Source organism: Janthinobacterium algoris (assembly GCF_051380935.1).
Classification (GTDB): Bacteria; Pseudomonadota; Gammaproteobacteria; order Burkholderiales; family Burkholderiaceae_D; genus Janthinobacterium.
The window spans coordinates 1-17,928 of the sequence record NZ_JBNYXZ010000025.1 but is presented as its reverse complement, the minus strand read 5'-3'; the positions used below and the strand labels follow the sequence as shown (position 1 = coordinate 17,928).

The window sequence follows — 17,928 nt, the reverse complement described above, 5'->3', positions numbered from 1 at the left end:
ACCGCAGGCTCAGCCGTTTGCCGGTGCCCTATCCAGCCTGCTTGCTGTGGCTAAAATGTTGCTAAAAAATTTAGCTCATATCGAATTGAGGAAATGTATTTGACCTTGGACCTGCTGAGGTTTCTGTAATGTAAATGTAATGTTTCCGTCATTCGGGTGTGCGAGTCCTCTACGTAGAATAACTTCATCGAATTCGCAGCTTCATTAACCCGCAAGTGAAAAGTAAGGACATTCCAATGAAATTCCTCAAACCAAACATCGTCGCCGTTTTCGCTGTCATCGTGCTAAGCCCCCTCGCAGCCATGGCACACCAAGGCGAAATGCACTTGAATCCTGCATTCGGTAGTGCTGCTCCAGCGCCGTCCGCCACCTGCACCATCACGATTTCGTCAGCTACCAAGTATGTAAATGTCACCCAAGGCGACGTCGTCAAATTTGACGTGGATGGCAAGACGTTCACTTGGCAGTTCGATACGCTGCGCACCAAAGCAAGCTTTGACTTTTCGGCAATTGCACCGTCCGGTGTGAATACCCACGGCGTACGCGTGTACGTGGCAGCTAACCCCATCTACGCCAACTAAGTACATGTAAGTCCGCCTGCTGGCTGCTGACACATGAAGTTACTGAGATTTGCGGGACGACCAGTGAAGATGAAAGATGATCCATTGATCGCCCTGCTTTTCGAGAAAAGCTGTTTCCGTGCCGAATAAGTGCACATTTTTGCCCTGGAATTGTCCTGTCGTCTCTGTTTCCTGCATCACGACCGCCAGGTTTCCATCAATACGTTCGTTTTGTTTGAGGACTTTGCTTTTGGTGGCCTTGGCAAAGGCGGTATCGGCTGGCAGGTGATGACCAGCGTATTCATCACGTGAACGCTCAACATGCCCAGATTCGTAAATTTTAATTTCCGGGCTAAGCAAAGTGCTCGCCTGCTCGGACTTGCCGCTGGCGAGCGCTTCGTGAAATGCAGCAACAGTTTCAGTTGGTGTGGCGGCGTATAGGGGGAGACTGAATACGGAAATAGCGATAAGGAAAGTCAGTTGGCGCACGAGGTCTCCAGTGTTTTTTGTCTATATGATGAATTGCGGTGATGCAATTAAATCAGCGGGCGGTGATTGTGGCAAGGTGGAAGTGAAAATACTCTGGCGAAACCGAAATTCGCTTGACCTTCCGTTTATTGGAAGGTGTAGCGTGAGTTGTCGGTTTCATCTCGGTTGGTTCGGGAATGTGCAAGCAACCTGGTGGAGCACCACGGCGAGGATACGCGGATGAATCGTATGCTGACGCGCATTGCAAGCAAGCTGGTACAGGTAAGGTGCGGGACAGCGGATGCCTCGCGCTACCGTTGGAAACATCGCCAAGGAGCTGATAATGGCCACAACCCGTTCCTCGCACCCCTTGAGCTCTTTTCACACCACCTTCCCCGCCGATTGCTGAAATCATGCACTGGCATTCGCCTCACCTCGTGCTGTATCCACCCAGTAACCAGTCAATTTTGAAAGAGAATCATGCAACGCTTCCACTTATTGCTTCTGGCAACGGTTAGCTTCGCGCCGGTTGCCTATGCACAATCCGCTCAACCCGCTAGCACCACTGCGGCAGTGACGGATGCTAAGGCCATGGTGCCGCCGTTGAAATATGTCTCTGCTTTTGCTGATGTTAAACCGATTGAGGAGTCCCCGATATCTCCAGATAAGGCCTGGATTCAGGCAAATCAAGATGTGACAGGGGGCTCTCAGCATGGCGATCAGGGGAACATGTCGATGGAAATGGTACCCGGGGCAAAAGGCCAGGAAAACCCCAAGCCACCTTCGGCGAGCGATCCGTACAAGGGCCATCAAATGAACATGAAAGGCAAATGACATGAAGCGATTATCGTTGCCAGCACCCGGTCGGGTAGCCACTGTATTCAGTGTCGTATTTCTTGCAGGTTGCGCCAGCTTTTCACCGGATGGTGGCTTAAATGATGTCTCCCGGCTAACGCAAGAGCGGATTGGACAGGTCAAGCCCTTCACTAAAGAGACGCTGAAAGACAGCCAGCAGTCCACTTCACAGGTGCAGTCCTTGCTGTCCGCGCCACTGACGCCTGAATCTGCGGTCCAGATTGCGCTGCTCAATAATGCAGCGCTAAAGGTCTCCTTCGCTGAGTTGGGGGTCTCGGAGGCTGAAGTTGTACAAGCTGGACGGATGCGTAATCCAAGTTTTAGTTTCGGCCGCATCAGCGGAGGTGGCGACGCGGAAATCGATCGCAGTGTGATGTTTGACATTGCTGGCCTGCTGACGCTGCCCACGCGTCGACGCATTGAGCAAGGACGCTTTGAACAAGCAAAGTTGCTCACAGCTGCTCAGGCTGTGCAGTTGGCGGCAGAGACACGTCGGGCATATTTTATGGCCGTTGCGGCGGCTCAATCGGCCGCTTTCGCGGAGCAAGTGCGCGGCGCCGCCGAGGCATCATCGCAACTCGCCGACAGCATGACCAAGGTTGGAAACTGGAGCACACTTGACCAAGCCCGTGAGCGTGCGTTTTACCAAGATGCGTTGACACAATTGGCGAGGACCAGGCACGAAGCAACAGCCACGCGCGAACAGCTCATTCGCCTCCTGGGCCTGTGGGGAGAGCAGCAAAATTTCGTCCTGCCGGACAGGTTGCCTCCTCTGCCGGAAAAGCCGCGGGAAACGAACAATGCGGAAGCACAGGCCATGTCACAACGACTCGATATGCTGTCGGCCCGCCGCGAGACCGAGGCTACGGCCGCGGCACTTGGCTTAACAAAGGCAACTGGCTTTATCAACGTCTTTGATGCCGGCTACACCAACAAGAGTACGACAGGCTTGCCACGCGAGAACGGCTATCAGATTTCCCTTGAATTACCGATCTTCGATTGGGGTGGCGCCAAGGTCGCACGGGCGGAAGCGCTCTATATGCAGTCCGTCCATCGCACCACCGACATCGCCGTGCGGGCACGCTCAGAGGTGCGGGAGGCCTACTCCGCATACCGTACCAGCTATGACATCGCCCGTCACTATCGCGACGATGTTGTGCCGCTGCGGAAAAAAATATCCGACGAGGTTCTGCTTCGCTACAACGGGATGCTTGCCAGCGTGTTCGAATTGTTGGCGGACTCGCGCGAGCAACTGGTGAGCGTGAATACCGCCATCGAAACCCAGCGCGACTTTTGGATAGCGGAAACCAAACTTCAATCCGCCATCAGCGGTGGAAGTATGAACGATACAAGGACCATGCCATGATTTCACGTAGAGACTTTTTCAGAGGTGCAGGTGCTGTAGCGGTGAGTGCCGTTGCCGTTAGCAAGGCTGGTGCCGCGTCATTGCCTGAGGCAATGTTGATGGACAATGCCAAGACACACATTCCCCCGGCGCCCCCCACTGGACGGCCCTACAATCCGGTCGTGACCCTAAACGGCTGGTCATTGCCATGGCGGATGAAAAATGGCGTAAAGGAATTCCATCTGGTGGCCGAACCCGTAGTGCGTGAACTTGCACCAGGAATGAAAGCCAACTTGTGGGGCTATAACGGACAATCCCCAGGGCCGACAATTGAAGTGGTAGAAGATGACCGTGTGCGTATCTTCGTGACCAACAAGCTACCTGAGCACACCAGTGTTCATTGGCATGGACAGCGATTGCCGAACGGCATGGATGGCGTCACGGGCCTTACGCAACCGGGTATCGCTCCTGGAAAGACTTTCGTCTACGAATTCGAGGCCAAACGGCCAGGTACGTTTATGTACCATCCCCACGCCGACGAGATGGCCCAAATGGCAATGGGGATGATGGGCTTCTGGGTCACCCATCCAAAGGATCCGTCGCTCCATGCTGTGGACCGTGATTTCGTCTTCCTGCTCAACGCGTATGACGTGGAGCCGGGAAGCTATACTCCGAAGATCAATACCATGCTGGACTTCAACCTGTGGACATTCAATAGCCGCGTCTTCCCCGGCATTGATTCATTGCCAGTGCGCCAAGGTGACAAGGTACGCATCCGTGTCGGCAACCTGACGATGACGAACCACCCTATTCATATACATGGCCATGAATTTTTCGTCACTGGCACGGATGGCGGCTGGACCCCACCGGCGTCGCGCTGGCCAGAAGTCACCACCGATGTCGCAGTTGGACAAATGCGCGCCATCGAGTTCGTCGCTACGGATCTGGGTGACTGGGCACTTCACTGCCATAAATCCCACCATACCATGAATGCAATGGGTCACTCGGTACCGACAATGATTGGCGTCAACCATCGCGGGGTTGCTGAAAAAATTAACAAAATTGTCCCTGAGTATATGGTGATGGGCGACAAGGGCGGCTCCATGGGAGGCATGGAAATGCCCTTGCCGGACAACACTTTACCGATGATGTCGGGCGAAGGACCGTTCGGTGGGGTTGAAATGGGGGGAATGTTTACCGTATTGAAGGTGCGCAAGGACCAGAAGCGTGGCGACTATTCCGATCCTGGCTGGTACAAGCATCCGGCCGGAACTGTGGCATACGAGTGGACGGGCGCCCTTCCTGAACCCGAACGTGCCACTAACGCTGGGGGGCAGTCGATGCCAACGATGAACAAACCCAATATTGAAGTCACTGTTCGTAAGCCGACCGGGCATAGCGGTCACTAATTTTTTAACTGAAAGGAAACATCATGAAAAACCTGCACAAAGTTGTATTGGCAACCTTGATTGGCCTGTCATCCGTGGCAACGACCTCCGTGGCGTTTGCCCAGCAGCAGAGCGCCTCCGCGACGCAAGACGCGATGAGCGATGGGGAAATCAAGAAAGTGGACAAGGATGCCGGCAAGCTGACCATCAAGCATGGTGAGCTGAAGAACCTGGGCATGCCAGGGATGACCATGATGTTCAAGGTCAAGGAGCCGTCAATGCTCGACAAGGTCAAACAAGGCGACAAAGTACGTTTCGTCGTGGAAAAAGTTGGCGGCGCATTGACGGTCACCTCCATCGAAGCAATAAAGTAAATTTAACAAAGAGAGTTGAAGATGAAGACCCTGCGGAACATTATTCTTGCCACATCCATATTGGCGGCAACGCTGGCTACCCCATTTGCCATGGCACATGCGAGCTTGAAGAGTGCCAGTCCCGAGCCTGGTGCCTCTCTGGCAGTTGCACCAAAGGCGATTACGCTGACCTTCAACGAAAAGGTGGAAGAAGCCTTTAGCTCGATCACGCTGAGTGATGGCGAAGGCAAAGCCGTCGCTGCAGACAAGGCAAAGGTCGATGCGGCGAATCCAGCTGTCTTACGCTTGGAAGTACCAACATTGAACGCTGGCGCCTATACCGTGAGCTGGGCAGTTGCAGGACACGATGGACATCGTCGTAAAGGCGACTTTAAGTTCACGGTGAAATAAATGGATGCAGTCTCGCTGTTGCAAGTCAGTTCAGCTTTGCTGCTGAACCTCGGCTTTGCCTGGCTCGTCGGATCATGGTTTGCACGTTACTGGATGCGTTCTAGCGGCGTCGACCATGATCATTTCGAGCCAGCGCTGCGCAAACTTGACTTGATGGCGGCGGCAATCAGCACGGTTGCTAGTGCATCAGCACTATTGAGCGCGACGGCGATCATGGGAGGTGTCGGCCTGCGCGAAGCGTGCCCGATGTTCTGGATGATGGTGTCTACAACCGACTACGGACATGCAGGCTGCGCCACTATTGTGGTAATGCTTGCTCTCTTTCTTGTGCGATTAGTAGGCGGAGTTGGCCGCAGCAGCGATATTGCTGTCGTTCTCCTTTTGGCTGTATTTTCTGCAATACGGGCGTCCATGGGGCATGCGGGCGAGGAAGGCTTCTGGACTATTCCGCTAGCAGTTGAAGCGATCCATTTTTTTGCCATAGGCCTATGGACTGGTGCGGTGATGGTTACCGGCTGGTTTGTTCTGCATAAGACGCGGATAAGGAAATTTGATACGGGGTCCACCGATCAATACCTCGAACTGATGTCCCAGGCAGCAATACTTGCAGTAGTTTCCATTATTGCTACTGGCATCTACAGCGCCTGGCACCGAGTGGGGAGTTCCGAGCATCTTGTTCATACCACCTACGGCATCACCTTACTGGTCAAAGTTGCATTGGTCCTTCTTGCCATTGCCTTGGGCGGCTACAACAAATTTCGCGGACTGCCTGCCGCCTCCCGCTCCTTGCGCGGCGTCACCCTGGTGAGAGTCGTTTTACAAATAGAGACCTTGCTACTGCTCGGTGCACTGTTTGCGGCGGCAATTCTTACCATTCAACAACCACCTACCGCGATGTAATGCCGCGACGGTTTTCTACAAGAGAGTACGATATGAAAAAGATGACCTTAAATGCAATTGCAATAATGTTACTGGCCAGCTTGAGCACTTTCAGCAATGCTGCGGTGCCGAATAGCAGCCCAGCAGCACATAGTGGCCACCAGCATGGCGCAAATGAGCAGAACGCATCTCTTGTGGGCAAGGCGGGCGACCCGAAAAAAGTGACGCGTAACGTCACTGTCGATATGAACGACACCATGCGCTTTAGCCCAGCGTCTATTGCCGTGAAACGGGGCGAGACCATTCGCTTTGTCGTCAACAATTCCGGCAAGATCAAGCATGAGATGGTCATTGGTTCTGAGAGCGAGTTGAAAGAACATGCCCAACAAATGGCAAAGTTTCCGGAGATGGAGCATGCGGAACCCAATCAGGTGAGCGTAACGCCAGGAAAATCGGGAACCATTGTCTGGCAGTTCGACAAAGCCGGCGAAGTGGAATTTGCTTGCTTACAACCCGGTCACTTTGAGGCGGGTATGAAGGGACTGGTATTGGTTTCTGCCAAATAGATGACTTCATTCGGCGGGAATGTTCAATTCCCGCCGTTGCCGCAATAGCTGGTTCCACCACAGCCAACGAAACAGGCGAATCTGCCCAAGGAGTGATTCATGAGTAGAACTGAAGCCGAGCATCATGCGCACGAGCATCATCATGGCACCCATAGCGAGACCGGGCCTGGCAATACGATGAAGACAGGGGATGAAAAACCATTCATCGATCCTGTATGCGGCATGCGCGTTGGCGCAAATCCCGAAAAAGAAATCACCTACAAAAGTATGGTCTACCACTTCTGTAGCGGGAAATGCATGACAAAGTTCAATGCTGCGCCAGATTCCTTCATCGATAGAGAGAATGCGGCGCCCAGCCCTGAGCACTCGCCCCAGCAGGGAGCGGTCTACACCTGCCCCATGCATCCCGAGATACGCCAGCCTGCACCGGGAACTTGCCCCATTTGCGGCATGTCGCTCGAACCTGAAATGCCGACGCTAGATGAGGCGGAAAATCCGGAGCTAGTCGATTTCCGCCACCGCTTCTGGTGGACGCTGCCGCTGACCCTGGTGGTATTCCTGTTGGCGATGTTTGGGCATGTGTTTCTTGAAATGGGGCTGCCAAGCCAGAACTGGATTGAATTCGCATTAAGTACCCCTGTCGTACTGTGGGCCGGCTGGCCATTTTTCACGCGCTGGGCGCAATCGCTGGCACGCATGCGCCCGAATATGTGGACCTTGATTGGTTTTGGCGTAATGGCTGCCTATGGCTATAGTGTCGTCGCCACCATCGCACCGGGCTTCTTCCCGCCTACTTTTGCAGCACATGGCCGCATAGGCGTCTATTTTGAAGCAGCTGCAGTCATTGTTTCGCTCACGCTACTGGGACAGATACTTGAGCTGCGCGCACGCTCCCAAACTTCCGCCGCAATCAAATCCTTACTCGGACTCGCTCCGAAGACGGCTCGACGCATTCAGGATGATGGCACCGAAGACGACATTCCTCTCACGCACGTCCACGTCGGCGACAAACTCCGTGTCCGACCCGGTGAGAAGGTGCCGGTTGATGGCGTAGTGCTTGATGGCGAGAGTTCGCTCGATGAATCAATGCTGACTGGCGAGCCCTTACCTGTGACAAAGCGTCCCGGCGACACGTTGATTGGCGCAACGATCAATACCAGTGGGAGCCTGATTATGCGTGCCGAGAAAATCGGCAGCGACACGATGTTGTCTCAAATCGTACAAATGGTCGCGCAGGCACAGCGTTCCCGCGCGCCTATGCAACGACTCGCCGATAGTGTCGCAGGCTATTTCGTGGTCGTGGTCGTGGCCATAGCGCTACTGACGTTCGTGTTATGGGGAATGTATGGCCCTGAACCGAGCTGGGTCTTTGGTTTTGTTAACGCCGTTGCAGTACTGATCATTGCTTGCCCATGTGCATTGGGGTTAGCCACGCCGATGTCCATTATGGCCGCCACTGGCCGCGCCGCCACCCAAGGGGTGCTCTTTCGGGATGCCGCGGCAATAGAAGACCTCAAGAAGGTCGACACACTGATTGTCGACAAGACGGGGACCCTCACTGAAGGTAAGCCTTCCTTTAACAGCGTGGTCGCAGCGCCTGGCTTCAAGGACGAAGACGTCCTGCAAATGGCGGCTAGCATAGACCAGGGCAGCGAACATCCTTTGGCACACGCGATCGTCAACGAAGCGAACCGGCGAGCATTGGTGCTGACCAAACCAGACAGTTTTGAGTCTGCCAGCGGTATTGGCGTGCGCGGCACGCTTGGCGGGGTTCACATCGCACTTGGCAACACCGCCCTGATGGATGCTGACAAAGTTGATTGGAGGCCGCTTGCTGAGGTCGCTGAACGCTTGCGAACAGAAGGTGCTAGCGTCATGTATCTATCCTCTGACGGCGTTTTGGCAGGACTGATCGCCGTGTCGGACCCCATCAAGGCAACGACGCGTGAGGCGATAGAGGGCCTGCGCGCTGAAGGGCTGACCGTGATTATGGCTACTGGCGATGGTGTCACTACCGCACGGTCCGTGGCCGAAAGGCTGGGCATCGCGGAGTTTTACGGAGAGGTAAAACCACAGGACAAGTTGGCCTTGGTAGAGAAACTGCAAAAGCAAGGCAAGGTGGTCGCAATGGCCGGCGATGGCATCAATGATGCCCCCGCACTGGCGAAGGCCAACGTTGGCATTGCCATGGGGACTGGAACAGATGTGGCTATCAACAGCGCTCACGTCGCCTTAGTCAAGGGAGATCTGCGTGGGATTGCCCTTGCCCGTCGAATCTCGGTCGACACTGTCCGAAATATGTGGCAGAACCTGGGCTTCGCGTTTATCTACAATGCCTTGGGCATTCCACTGGCTGCCGGTGTGCTGTATCCATTTACTGGCCAATTGCTGTCGCCGATGATCGCCGCGTTAGCGATGAGCCTAAGTTCCGTGTCTGTCATTACCAATGCACTGCGGTTGCGCGGCACCGGCCGGCCTTAGCCATTGACCATACCATCGAGAGACAATCTCGCGGACGCAAAAATGAATAAGCACGTGAATGGATGGGATCGCTCCAGGCTGCTTACGCTACCAGGAGCGGTCCCATCCAACGCTCAACGACGCGTTACTTCTTCTTCATCATTTCCTGACAATCCTTCATCATTTGATCCATTTTTTCGTGCATTTTCGGATCCATTTGATGATCCATTTTTGGGTCCATCTGGCGATCCATTTCAGCTTGTGGGGCTTTATTGGCGGCTTGCATCATTTGCGCCTGCTTGGCCTTGCGCCCTTGCTCAATCAGTTGCCAGTCGGGTCCGGCGAAGGCGGGAAATGCAGCGCTAAGGGTGCTGATACAGAGCAGCGTAAGTAGTAATTTTTTCATGATAATTCCTCAGTAAACCAGTTTGATGTACGTGTCTTCATCCCCGTCATCACGTGGCTAATTCAACCACCGACAATACAGAAAGCGCAGTGCAACCACGGAAACTTCTGAAATGTCAGAAAAAAATCTCCCGCTAACCGTTTGCGAAACATACCGCATCGTGGCTGCGGTAGCACCCGGATCCAGGTTGTCGCCGCTTGCTTTTTGTACGGCAAAAGGTGGACCGATACAGCACATGGCACATGGTCGGCAATTCGTCATGGCCATTGGCTGCGCGATCGCCGCAGATGCGCGCAGCTCAATTTGTAGTGGAAACGCCGGCACATGGCTGTGCCAGAAAAAGCCGAGCAACACAGCCGCACACTTCACGAAATACACGAAATGCTTAGCCGAGCGGTATGTGCCAAACAGTCTCATGACGGCTAAGCCTCCTCTGCCACTGCGGGGCCAGCTGCGCGAATCTGACGCCGACGTAGCAGCAGATAAACCGCTGGGACCACAAACATGGACAACAGCGGCGCGGTGATCATGCCGCCAACCATCGGCGCGGCGATGCGTTGCATGACCTCCGACCCGGTGCCGGTGCCCAGCATGATAGGCACCAGGCCGGCGATAATGACCGCCACCGTCATCGCTTTGGGGCGCACGCGCAAGACCGCACCTTCACGAATTGCATCGAGCAGATCGGTTTCGCTGGCGTTACCGTTCGCCAGACGTTCATCCCAGGCATGTTTTAAATAAAGCAACATGATTACGCCGAATTCGGCCGAGACACCAGCCAACGCGATGAAGCCGACGCCGCCGGCGACTGACAGGTGATAGTCGAGCAACCAGAGTAGCCAAATGCCACCGGCCAGCGCAAACGGCAGCGTTGCCATGATCAAGGCTGCTTCGTCGAAGCGCTTGAAGGTCAGATAGAGCAGCACGAAGATAATAAGCAAGGTCGCTGGCACGACGATTTTGAGTTTTTCAGTGGCACGCTCCAGATATTCGAACTGCCCCGACCATGCAATGGAGTAACCCGCCGGCAATTTGACTTCCCTGGCCACGACTTGCTTCATGTCATACACAGTCGAACTTAAGTCGCGATCGCGAATATCGACATACACCCAGCCTGACAGCCGGGCATTCTCACTCTTGAGCATCGGGGGACCGTCGTCGATGCGGATCGCGGCGACATCACCCAGCCGGATTTGCGCACCCCGCTCAGTCAGCACCGGTAGCTGGCGCAATTTCTCGACTGAGTCGCGCACCTCACGTGGATAGCGCACGTTGATAGGGAAACGCTGCAATCCTTCGACAGTTTCACCGATATTGTCGCCGCCGATCGCTGCTGACACCACGCTTTGCACGTCTGCAATATTCAAGCCGTAGCGGGCGGCCGCGTCGCGATCGATATTGACGTCGATGTACCGTCCGCCATTCAGGCGCTCGGCCAGTGCTGAGGAGACGCCCGGCACCTTCTTGACTGCGCGTTCTATCTCACCTGTGATGCGGTCAATTTCCTGCAAGCTAACGCCTGCGACCTTGACGCCGACCGGGCTTTTGATGCCGGTGGCCAACATGTCAATCCGGTTGCGGATCGGCGGCACCCAGATGTTGGACAGTCCAGGCACCTTGACGGTGCGGTCCAGTTCCTGTATCAATTTTTCCGGCGTCATGCCAGGGCGCCACTGATCGCGCGGCTTGAACTGGATCATGGTTTCGAACATTTCCAGTGGCGCCGGATCAGTGGCGCTCTCGGCTCGGCCGGCCTTGCCGAAGACGCTTTGTACCTCAGGTACCGTTTTGATCAGCCGGTCGGTCTGCTGCAACAACTGTGCGACCTTGCCGGCCGACAGACCTGGCAACGCCGACGGCATGTACAGCACATCGCCTTCATCCAGTGGCGGCATGAATTCGCCGCCGAGCCGGGTCATGGGCCAGATCGTGATGGCCGCTACCAGTGCTGCCGCCAGCAAAGTCAGCTTTGGAAAACGCAGTACGACATCGAGCAAGGGTCGGTATATCGCGATTAGGAAACGATTGAGGGGATTCTTTTGCTCATCGGGAATCCGGCCTCGGATCAGATAGCCCATTAAAATGGGAATCAGCGTCACTGCCAACCAAGCCGCCGCCGCCATCGCATACGTCTTGGTAAAGGCCAGCGGCGAAAACATGCGCCCCTCCTGCGCTTCCAGAGTGAACACGGGAATGAACGAGAGAACGATGATCAACAGCGAAAAGAACAGTGCTGGCCCGACCTCAACCGCAGCGTCGCCAATGACGCGCCAGTGCTCATTACCCTTCAGCTGTTTACCCGGATGGGCATGATTCCAGGCTTCAATATGCTTGTGGGCATTCTCAATCATCACCACGGCGGCATCGACCATCGCGCCGACGGCAATGGCGATACCGCCCAGCGACATGATATTGGCGTTAACTCCCTGATAATACATGACGATAAAAGCGATCAGGATACCGATCGGCAGCGTGATGATGGCCACTAACGCCGAGCGCAAGTGAAACAGGAATAGCACGCAAACGACCGCGACGACAATGAATTCCTCGATCAGCTTTTCTTTCAGGTTGCTCACAGCGCGCTTGATCAGATTCGACCGGTCGTAGGTGGGAATGATTTCGACGCCAGGAGGCAGGCTTGCTTTTAGTTTTTCCAGCTTGATCTTGACGGCATCGATGGTTTCCAGCGCATTTTTCCCGGAACGCATGATAATTACGCCGCCAGCAACTTCGCCCTCACCATTCAATTCGGCAATCCCGCGCCGCATTTCCGGCCCAATCTGGATGCGCGCGACATCGCCCAGCCGCACCGATACGCCGGCGTCAGTCGTCATCAAGGGAATCTTGCGGAAGTCGTCCAGCGACTTTAGATAACCAGAGACCCGTACCATGTATTCGGCCTCGCCCAATTCCAGCACGGAGCCGCCCGTTTCCTGATTGGCTTTCTGCACGGCATCGATAATTTTGCCATGCGGGATGTTAAAGGCGCGCATCTTGTCTGGATTGAGCACGATCTGGTACTGGCGCACCATGCCGCCAATGCTGGCCACTTCCGAGACGTTGGGCACCGCTTTCAACTCATACTTGAGAAACCAGTCCTGCAAGGCGCGCAATTGCGACAAATCGGTCTTGCCGCTACGGTCGACCAGCGCATATTCATAGACCCAGCCGACGCCGGTCGCATCTGGTCCGAGCGCCGTTTTTGCCTGCGGTGGCAGGCGTGACTGCACCTGGTTCAGATATTCCAGCACCCGTGAACGCGCCCAGTATGGATCGGTACCGTCTTCAAACAGAATGTAGACGAAGGAGTCACCGAAAAACGAGTATCCGCGCACCGTCTTGGCGCCCGGCACCGACAGCATCGTGGTGGTCAGTGGATACGTGACCTGGTTCTCGACGATTTGTGGCGCCTGCCCCGGATAGCTGGTGCGGATGATAACCTGCACGTCCGACAGGTCGGGAATCGCGTCGAGCGGCGTGCGCGCCAGCGACCATATGCCCCAGGCCGTAATGAAAACAGTCGCCAACAAGACCAAAAACCGGTTGCTGATAGACCAGCGGATCAGTTTTGCGATCATTTCGCCACTCCCGCTGGTGCCTTCATGCCACCCATGGGTTTGTTCTCGGGTTTCGGCGCACCGGAGGTCGGCGCAATGGCCACGATCTCAAAGCTGCCATCCTCGCCTTGCTTGATGTCGAAGGCGACTCGGTCACCTATACCGATATTGGGCGGCAAGCCCGTGGAAGGCACTTTGAAACCCATCGTCATCGACCCCCATTGCAGCGACGTGATAGGGCCATGCGAAATGGTGATTTCATCCTTGCCGATCTGTTCTACCTTGCCTACCCCATGGTGGCGCGGGGATCCCTTGTCTGCGTCCGGGGATGGCGTATCGCTCAAGCGTGTCGTCGTTCCCTTCAGGCTGGCCTCGGAATCGACCAGGAACTGCGCCGAGACGACCACTTTCTGGCCAGCGGACAGGCCCTTGCGGATTTCGGTGAGACCATTGCCTTCGCTGCCGACCTGCACATCGACGGGCATAAACTTGCCCCCCTCCTGGGCAAGCATGACAACGCTGCGTGTACCCGTCTGAATAACTGCCTCCGATGGCACCTGCAAAACATCGGCGCCCTTGTTTGACGCGAAGGTCAACGTAGCAAACATGCCGGGCAACAACTGAGCGCCGGGATTAGCCAGCTCCACACGGGCTTTCAGGGTTCGCGTCGTAGCATTAACTTCCGGCAAAATGGCATTCACCTTGCCTTTGAAAATACTTCCGGGTAGCGCTTGTACCCGCGCTTCGACGGCGTCACCGGGGAGAACCTTGGCCGCCACGCTCTCGGGCAACTCCGCATTGACCCACACTGTCGCGAGGCCATTGATGCGAAACAGCGGCGCACCGGCTGAGACGGTCATTCCTTCCCGGGCGCCAAGCTCTGCGATCACACCGCTGATGGGTGCTGAGACCGTCATGCGCGGATGGACCTTTCCACTCGATTCGACTAGGCGGATTTGCCCTTCAGTCATACCAACCAGCCGCATGCGCTGTCGGGCAGCATCGACCAGGGATGCTGTCTCATTGCCTTGCATACGACGGCTCGCCAGATAGTCTTCTTGTGCCGCGATCCAATCAGGAACATACAAGTCAGCCAAGGGTTGCCCCTTTTTCACCGGATCGAGCGTGGCACGCGCATACAGGCGCTCTACAAACCCACCGCTGCGCGCCTGCACCAGTGCCACGTCGCGCTCGTCATAGGCGACGTTACCGACGACAACCAAGCCGCCGGACATCTTTCCGAATGTGACGAGCGCTGTGCGCACTCCCAGGTTTTGCTGGACCCGTGGGCTGATCGTGACATTACTGTCCTCACCATCTCCCGCAGCATAGACGGGCACCAGCGGCATATCCATGAACGGTGACTTGCCGGGTTTGTCAAACTTCTGGCCCGGCACCATGGGGTCATGCCAATATAATGGTTTCTTGTTGGCAGCACTCGCGGCGCCTGCTGCGTTGCCGGATGCCACCTTGACGTCACCTGGAGATACTGCCTGATGTGCTTGTCGTACACCAAACTGGTAACCGGCATAAGCGACTGCTGCAAGGGATCCCGCAAGTACCAGGACGCGTAATTTCTTATTGTTCATTTGAATTCCTGCTGGCGATGTACTGCGGAAATCTGCGCGATTGCGGTGTCGGGAAAGAGGAAGCGAAGCTGTGCCCAAAACTGGGCTGTATTCATCTGTAGCTGCAGCAACTGAACGTGCATGTCTGCACTGTTACGCCTGGCAGCGAGCACCTCGGCCAAGGACGCTTTGCCGCCACGGTAGGAGGCCAGGACCGCCTGGCTTCGTTCGTCGGCAAGTGGCAATAGCTGGAGCGCGTAGCGCTCGCTACGTTCTTGGCCGCTCCTCCATTCGATGAGCAAGGCACGAATGTTGGCGGCATCTTCTCGCAGCAGTTCGTCGCGTTCGCTCCTGGCTTGTTCGACCAAGGCGAGTCTGGAGGTTAGCTCGCGGTCCTGCCGGTTCTTACGATCCCACTGCAATGGCAGGGACAGGCCAACGGAGACCATGTTCGAATAGGCCGCGCCGCGCTGCTGGAATGCGAACTCGATACTCCAGTCCGGGTGCCGGTTCGCTTGCGCCAGATTGACATCCGCCTGGGCGGCTTCTTCTTGCCGATTCAACACCACGATCTGCGGGCGGTGCGCCAGTTCAGTGTCGGGAAAAAGCGGGTCCAGAGGGATGGTGCCCAGGTCGGGCATGCCAGCCTCGGCAAGCTCGCCGCTGCTGCCGGTCCAACGCGCCAGCATGTTTTTTGCCGTATTGAGATCACGTTCGACCTGGCTGGCTCGGTCCTCAAGGGTTAACAAGGCAGAACGAGCAGCCAGCACGTCAGCCTGACTGCCACGCCCTCCCCTGTAGGCCGCCGCAGCAGCGTCTATTTCCTGGCGAGAAAAGGCCACTTGCTCTGTTAGTACAACTGACATTTTCCGAGTGTAGTAGACGTTGAGCCAGGAGACAGCCGTGTCGCGTTGAATCGCGGCGAGTGCGACATCTTTTTGCGCTTGCGCCTTGTCGGCTTCGCGCTCAAGGCGTGCGGAACGCCAGCGCAATTTATCGGCACGTGTCAGTTCCTGCGAAATGCCGATGCGCCGCATCGTCATAAAATCCCCGCTCAAACTAAAGCGATCACTGCCACTTAAGGGCACATTATCGATACCGACCTTGAGAGTTGGGTCGGGGCGCTGCGCCACTGCTACCGCCATTTCATGTGCGGCGACAGTTGCCTGGTCCTGCGCATGGAGTTGGCGCGAACGGGCGACAGCCTGCTGCAGCGCCTCGGTGAAGGTGATTGGCTGGGGGGCCGCGCGCGCATCATGAACGGAGGCAAGCAGCGGAAAAGTAAGGGCGAGAGCGAGCGCCGTCTTCATGAATGGGCGAAGACGGGCGACGCGTGCATGCGACTGCACGGAGTACGGGATAGACATGGCAGCTCCAGAATGCGATGGGCAACAACGCCCTGTCGAACCCGACAAGGCGATGACGATCTAGACAGTCTGGAGTATTAAATACGGAAACAGCAATGGCGGATGGAGATAGGCGGCGCCGTTGGCCTCGCCAAGGTAATGAGCAAGGGCGGTTTTGCTGTATACGCTAGGGGAGTGTCAAAAATAGCTAACGTCAGAACCAGGACAACAGGTACGAAAGATGGGTGGTCGGCAACAGGTGTCTTGTCCAGCGACTGCCTGGACGCATCTCCCACAGCATGAATTTGACACAAAGTCGACTGGTCAGTGTCCATGCCGGCGCAGTCTGCCATCGCGGGCATCGCAGATACCCCAACGCCTGCGGATACAACAGAACCACTGCCTCCCATCGGCACGCCAGGGCACAGGTACGAAGCGACCGCATGCTGCATGAACAGCATGCTAAGAATCGCGACAAGAGCCGTGAACAATCGCACTGTGCGGGAGGTCTTCATAAACTGTCTATATAGATGATATTCGTAGCCTAGGTGGTATCAAACTCACTGTCAAGGTATTGCTGCTCTGCACTTGACCTTGAGAGCCAGAATGTCTGGGCGCAGATAAAATCGGCCTCAAATCTGGATTTGGTCTGGGTGGACCGCCAAAGCGTACTTCCGACGGCGTGATTCATGTTCGTTCATTTCGATTCTGTCCAAGTGCGATCATGGCGCCCAATAGGCGGGGCCCTCTCTCCATGCTATGGTTCATGCAGAGCGTCATGCAAATTGTCTGAACGCCGCTCGACAGCGAAGTATTGCTTCGCATGCCCTGCTTGACTTTGCCTATCCCAAGGCCACAAAGGCATATCATCGACCTTTAAAAAACTGACTTCGCCTTCAAACCATGCCCTGCGTTTCTTATACATGTAATTCCACTTGCCTAAATGGCAATTTCTTTCAGCAGGTGAACTCTCAAAAAATCGACTGTAGTGACATAAATGTTGTTCATAAAATGCCACTTCAGTCCAGATATTTTCCAGGCCACTTTTAGGTCCATCAGACAAGCGTGCGTGCCAGAATGCATAGAGGGCGAAGAATGTCGCCAGCCATTCCAGCCGGGCGGTACGTCCGCCGCAGCATGCGATGTTTTGAAATAGCTTTCCACAGAGCACAGCGTTTTCCATCGCGCCGAGATTATGAGAGCCAGTTTGAACAAAACGGCTCTCCATGTGGCAGCGGAACGCCACAAAAGCCTGTAATCGCACAGAACACGCCGAGCTCTTCGCGAATGTGTGTTGAGAAACCAGGTCATTGAACTTCTCGAGCGGCAAGGATTCCCTCTCTGCAATCCATCGCCTTAGCCTGGCAAGCGTGTACCGGTACATCTTGCAGCCATGATCAGCTAAAGAGGAGTGCGCCCTGTAGGCAGGAACGGAGTCGTCATACCGACAGACCCAATTCAGTGTAACGATGCGATCATTCGCGTATCGCGATGGCAACAAATATTCAAGTTGAGGCGTTTTCTTGTAGACGGCAGCTCTGGCAAACTCGGTGGTGCTCCACCAAGGCTGATACATCGTTGGAGATGCCTCAAGGCATTCGACTTTGATATGCCTATGCGCAGTTCTGATTGCGGACCACCAGCTACTATGAGGTGTACTGTCAATAGCGGACACTCTTGTTTCAAGCCGCCTGTGGTTGTTTGCTGAATTTTTCAGCAAACAACGCGGGCGGAACATTGCCGAGGCGCGAGTGGCGCCGCTGGCG

General features: G+C 55.5%; 16 protein-coding genes. 9 read left to right on the top strand and 7 right to left on the bottom strand.

Annotation, left to right across the window (positions count from 1 at the left end; genetic code table 11):
• The first annotated feature begins 236 nt into the window (after positions 1–236).
• Positions 237–581 (top strand): CzcE family metal-binding protein, encoded by a 345-nt coding sequence (locus ACQ4W7_RS26205; protein WP_436534421.1) that lies wholly within the window; start codon positions 237–239, stop codon positions 579–581.
• Positions 582–620: 39 nt separating this feature from the next.
• On the opposite strand, the gene ACQ4W7_RS26200 is transcribed toward ACQ4W7_RS26205, so the two are convergent.
• Positions 621–1,049, bottom strand: coding sequence for a YybH family protein (locus ACQ4W7_RS26200; protein ID WP_436534420.1), 429 nt, complete (start codon positions 1,047–1,049; stop codon positions 621–623).
• A 459-nt stretch (positions 1,050–1,508) separates the two neighbouring features.
• Here ACQ4W7_RS26200 and ACQ4W7_RS26195 point away from each other — a divergent pair, with 459 nt between their 5' ends.
• The 8 genes from ACQ4W7_RS26195 to ACQ4W7_RS26160 all read left to right on the top strand — a co-directional run bounded on the left by ACQ4W7_RS26195 (position 1,509) and on the right by ACQ4W7_RS26160 (position 9,306).
• Positions 1,509–1,862: a hypothetical protein gene (locus tag ACQ4W7_RS26195; protein ID WP_436534418.1), complete on the top strand. Its 354-nt coding sequence runs from the start codon at positions 1,509–1,511 to the stop codon at positions 1,860–1,862.
• 1 nt (position 1,863) lies between these two features.
• Positions 1,864–3,249, top strand: coding sequence for a TolC family protein (locus ACQ4W7_RS26190; protein WP_436534416.1), 1,386 nt, complete (start codon positions 1,864–1,866; stop codon positions 3,247–3,249).
• On the top strand, positions 3,246–4,637 hold the full coding sequence (locus ACQ4W7_RS26185) for a multicopper oxidase family protein (RefSeq protein ID WP_436534414.1): 1,392 nt from the start codon (positions 3,246–3,248) through the stop codon (positions 4,635–4,637). Before ACQ4W7_RS26190 ends, ACQ4W7_RS26185 begins: the two co-directional genes overlap by 4 nt.
• 23 nt (positions 4,638–4,660) lie before the next feature.
• Positions 4,661–4,990, top strand: coding sequence for a copper-binding protein (locus ACQ4W7_RS26180; RefSeq protein WP_436534412.1), 330 nt, complete (start codon positions 4,661–4,663; stop codon positions 4,988–4,990).
• Positions 4,991–5,011: 21 nt separating this feature from the next.
• Positions 5,012–5,380 carry a copper resistance CopC family protein gene (locus ACQ4W7_RS26175; RefSeq protein ID WP_436534410.1) on the top strand — a complete coding sequence of 123 codons (369 nt, stop codon included), beginning with the start codon at positions 5,012–5,014 and terminating at the stop codon, positions 5,378–5,380.
• Positions 5,381–6,280 carry a copper resistance D family protein gene (locus tag ACQ4W7_RS26170; RefSeq protein WP_436534408.1) on the top strand — a complete coding sequence of 300 codons (900 nt, stop codon included), beginning with the start codon at positions 5,381–5,383 and terminating at the stop codon, positions 6,278–6,280.
• Positions 6,281–6,321: 41 nt separating this feature from the next.
• Positions 6,322–6,825 (top strand): cupredoxin domain-containing protein, encoded by a 504-nt coding sequence (locus tag ACQ4W7_RS26165; RefSeq protein ID WP_436534547.1) that lies wholly within the window; start codon positions 6,322–6,324, stop codon positions 6,823–6,825.
• Between the two features lie 99 nt (positions 6,826–6,924).
• On the top strand, positions 6,925–9,306 hold the full coding sequence (locus ACQ4W7_RS26160; protein WP_436534406.1) for a heavy metal translocating P-type ATPase: 2,382 nt from the start codon (positions 6,925–6,927) through the stop codon (positions 9,304–9,306).
• A 124-nt stretch (positions 9,307–9,430) separates the two neighbouring features.
• On the opposite strand, the gene ACQ4W7_RS26155 is transcribed toward ACQ4W7_RS26160, so the two are convergent.
• From ACQ4W7_RS26155 to ACQ4W7_RS26130, 6 genes are all read right to left on the bottom strand, one after another.
• Positions 9,431–9,691, bottom strand: a complete 261-nt coding sequence (locus ACQ4W7_RS26155) for a hypothetical protein (RefSeq protein WP_436534404.1) — start codon at positions 9,689–9,691, stop codon at positions 9,431–9,433.
• A gap of 57 nt (positions 9,692–9,748) precedes the next feature.
• Positions 9,749–10,108 carry a hypothetical protein gene (locus ACQ4W7_RS26150; protein WP_436534402.1) on the bottom strand — a complete coding sequence of 120 codons (360 nt, stop codon included), beginning with the start codon at positions 10,106–10,108 and terminating at the stop codon, positions 9,749–9,751.
• Between the two features lie 5 nt (positions 10,109–10,113).
• Entirely contained in the window at positions 10,114–13,269 is a 3,156-nt protein-coding gene (locus tag ACQ4W7_RS26145; protein WP_436534400.1) for an efflux RND transporter permease subunit, read from the bottom strand.
• Positions 13,266–14,837, bottom strand: a complete 1,572-nt coding sequence (locus ACQ4W7_RS26140; protein WP_436534398.1) for an efflux RND transporter periplasmic adaptor subunit — start codon at positions 14,835–14,837, stop codon at positions 13,266–13,268. The genes ACQ4W7_RS26145 and ACQ4W7_RS26140 overlap by 4 nt, the downstream gene beginning before the upstream one ends.
• On the bottom strand, positions 14,834–16,183 hold the full coding sequence (locus ACQ4W7_RS26135) for a TolC family protein (protein WP_436534396.1): 1,350 nt from the start codon (positions 16,181–16,183) through the stop codon (positions 14,834–14,836). Before ACQ4W7_RS26135 ends, ACQ4W7_RS26140 begins: the two co-directional genes overlap by 4 nt.
• 736 nt (positions 16,184–16,919) lie before the next feature.
• Positions 16,920–17,928 (bottom strand): hypothetical protein (locus ACQ4W7_RS26130; RefSeq protein ID WP_436534394.1); only part of this gene is annotated, 1,009 nt, incomplete at its 5' end.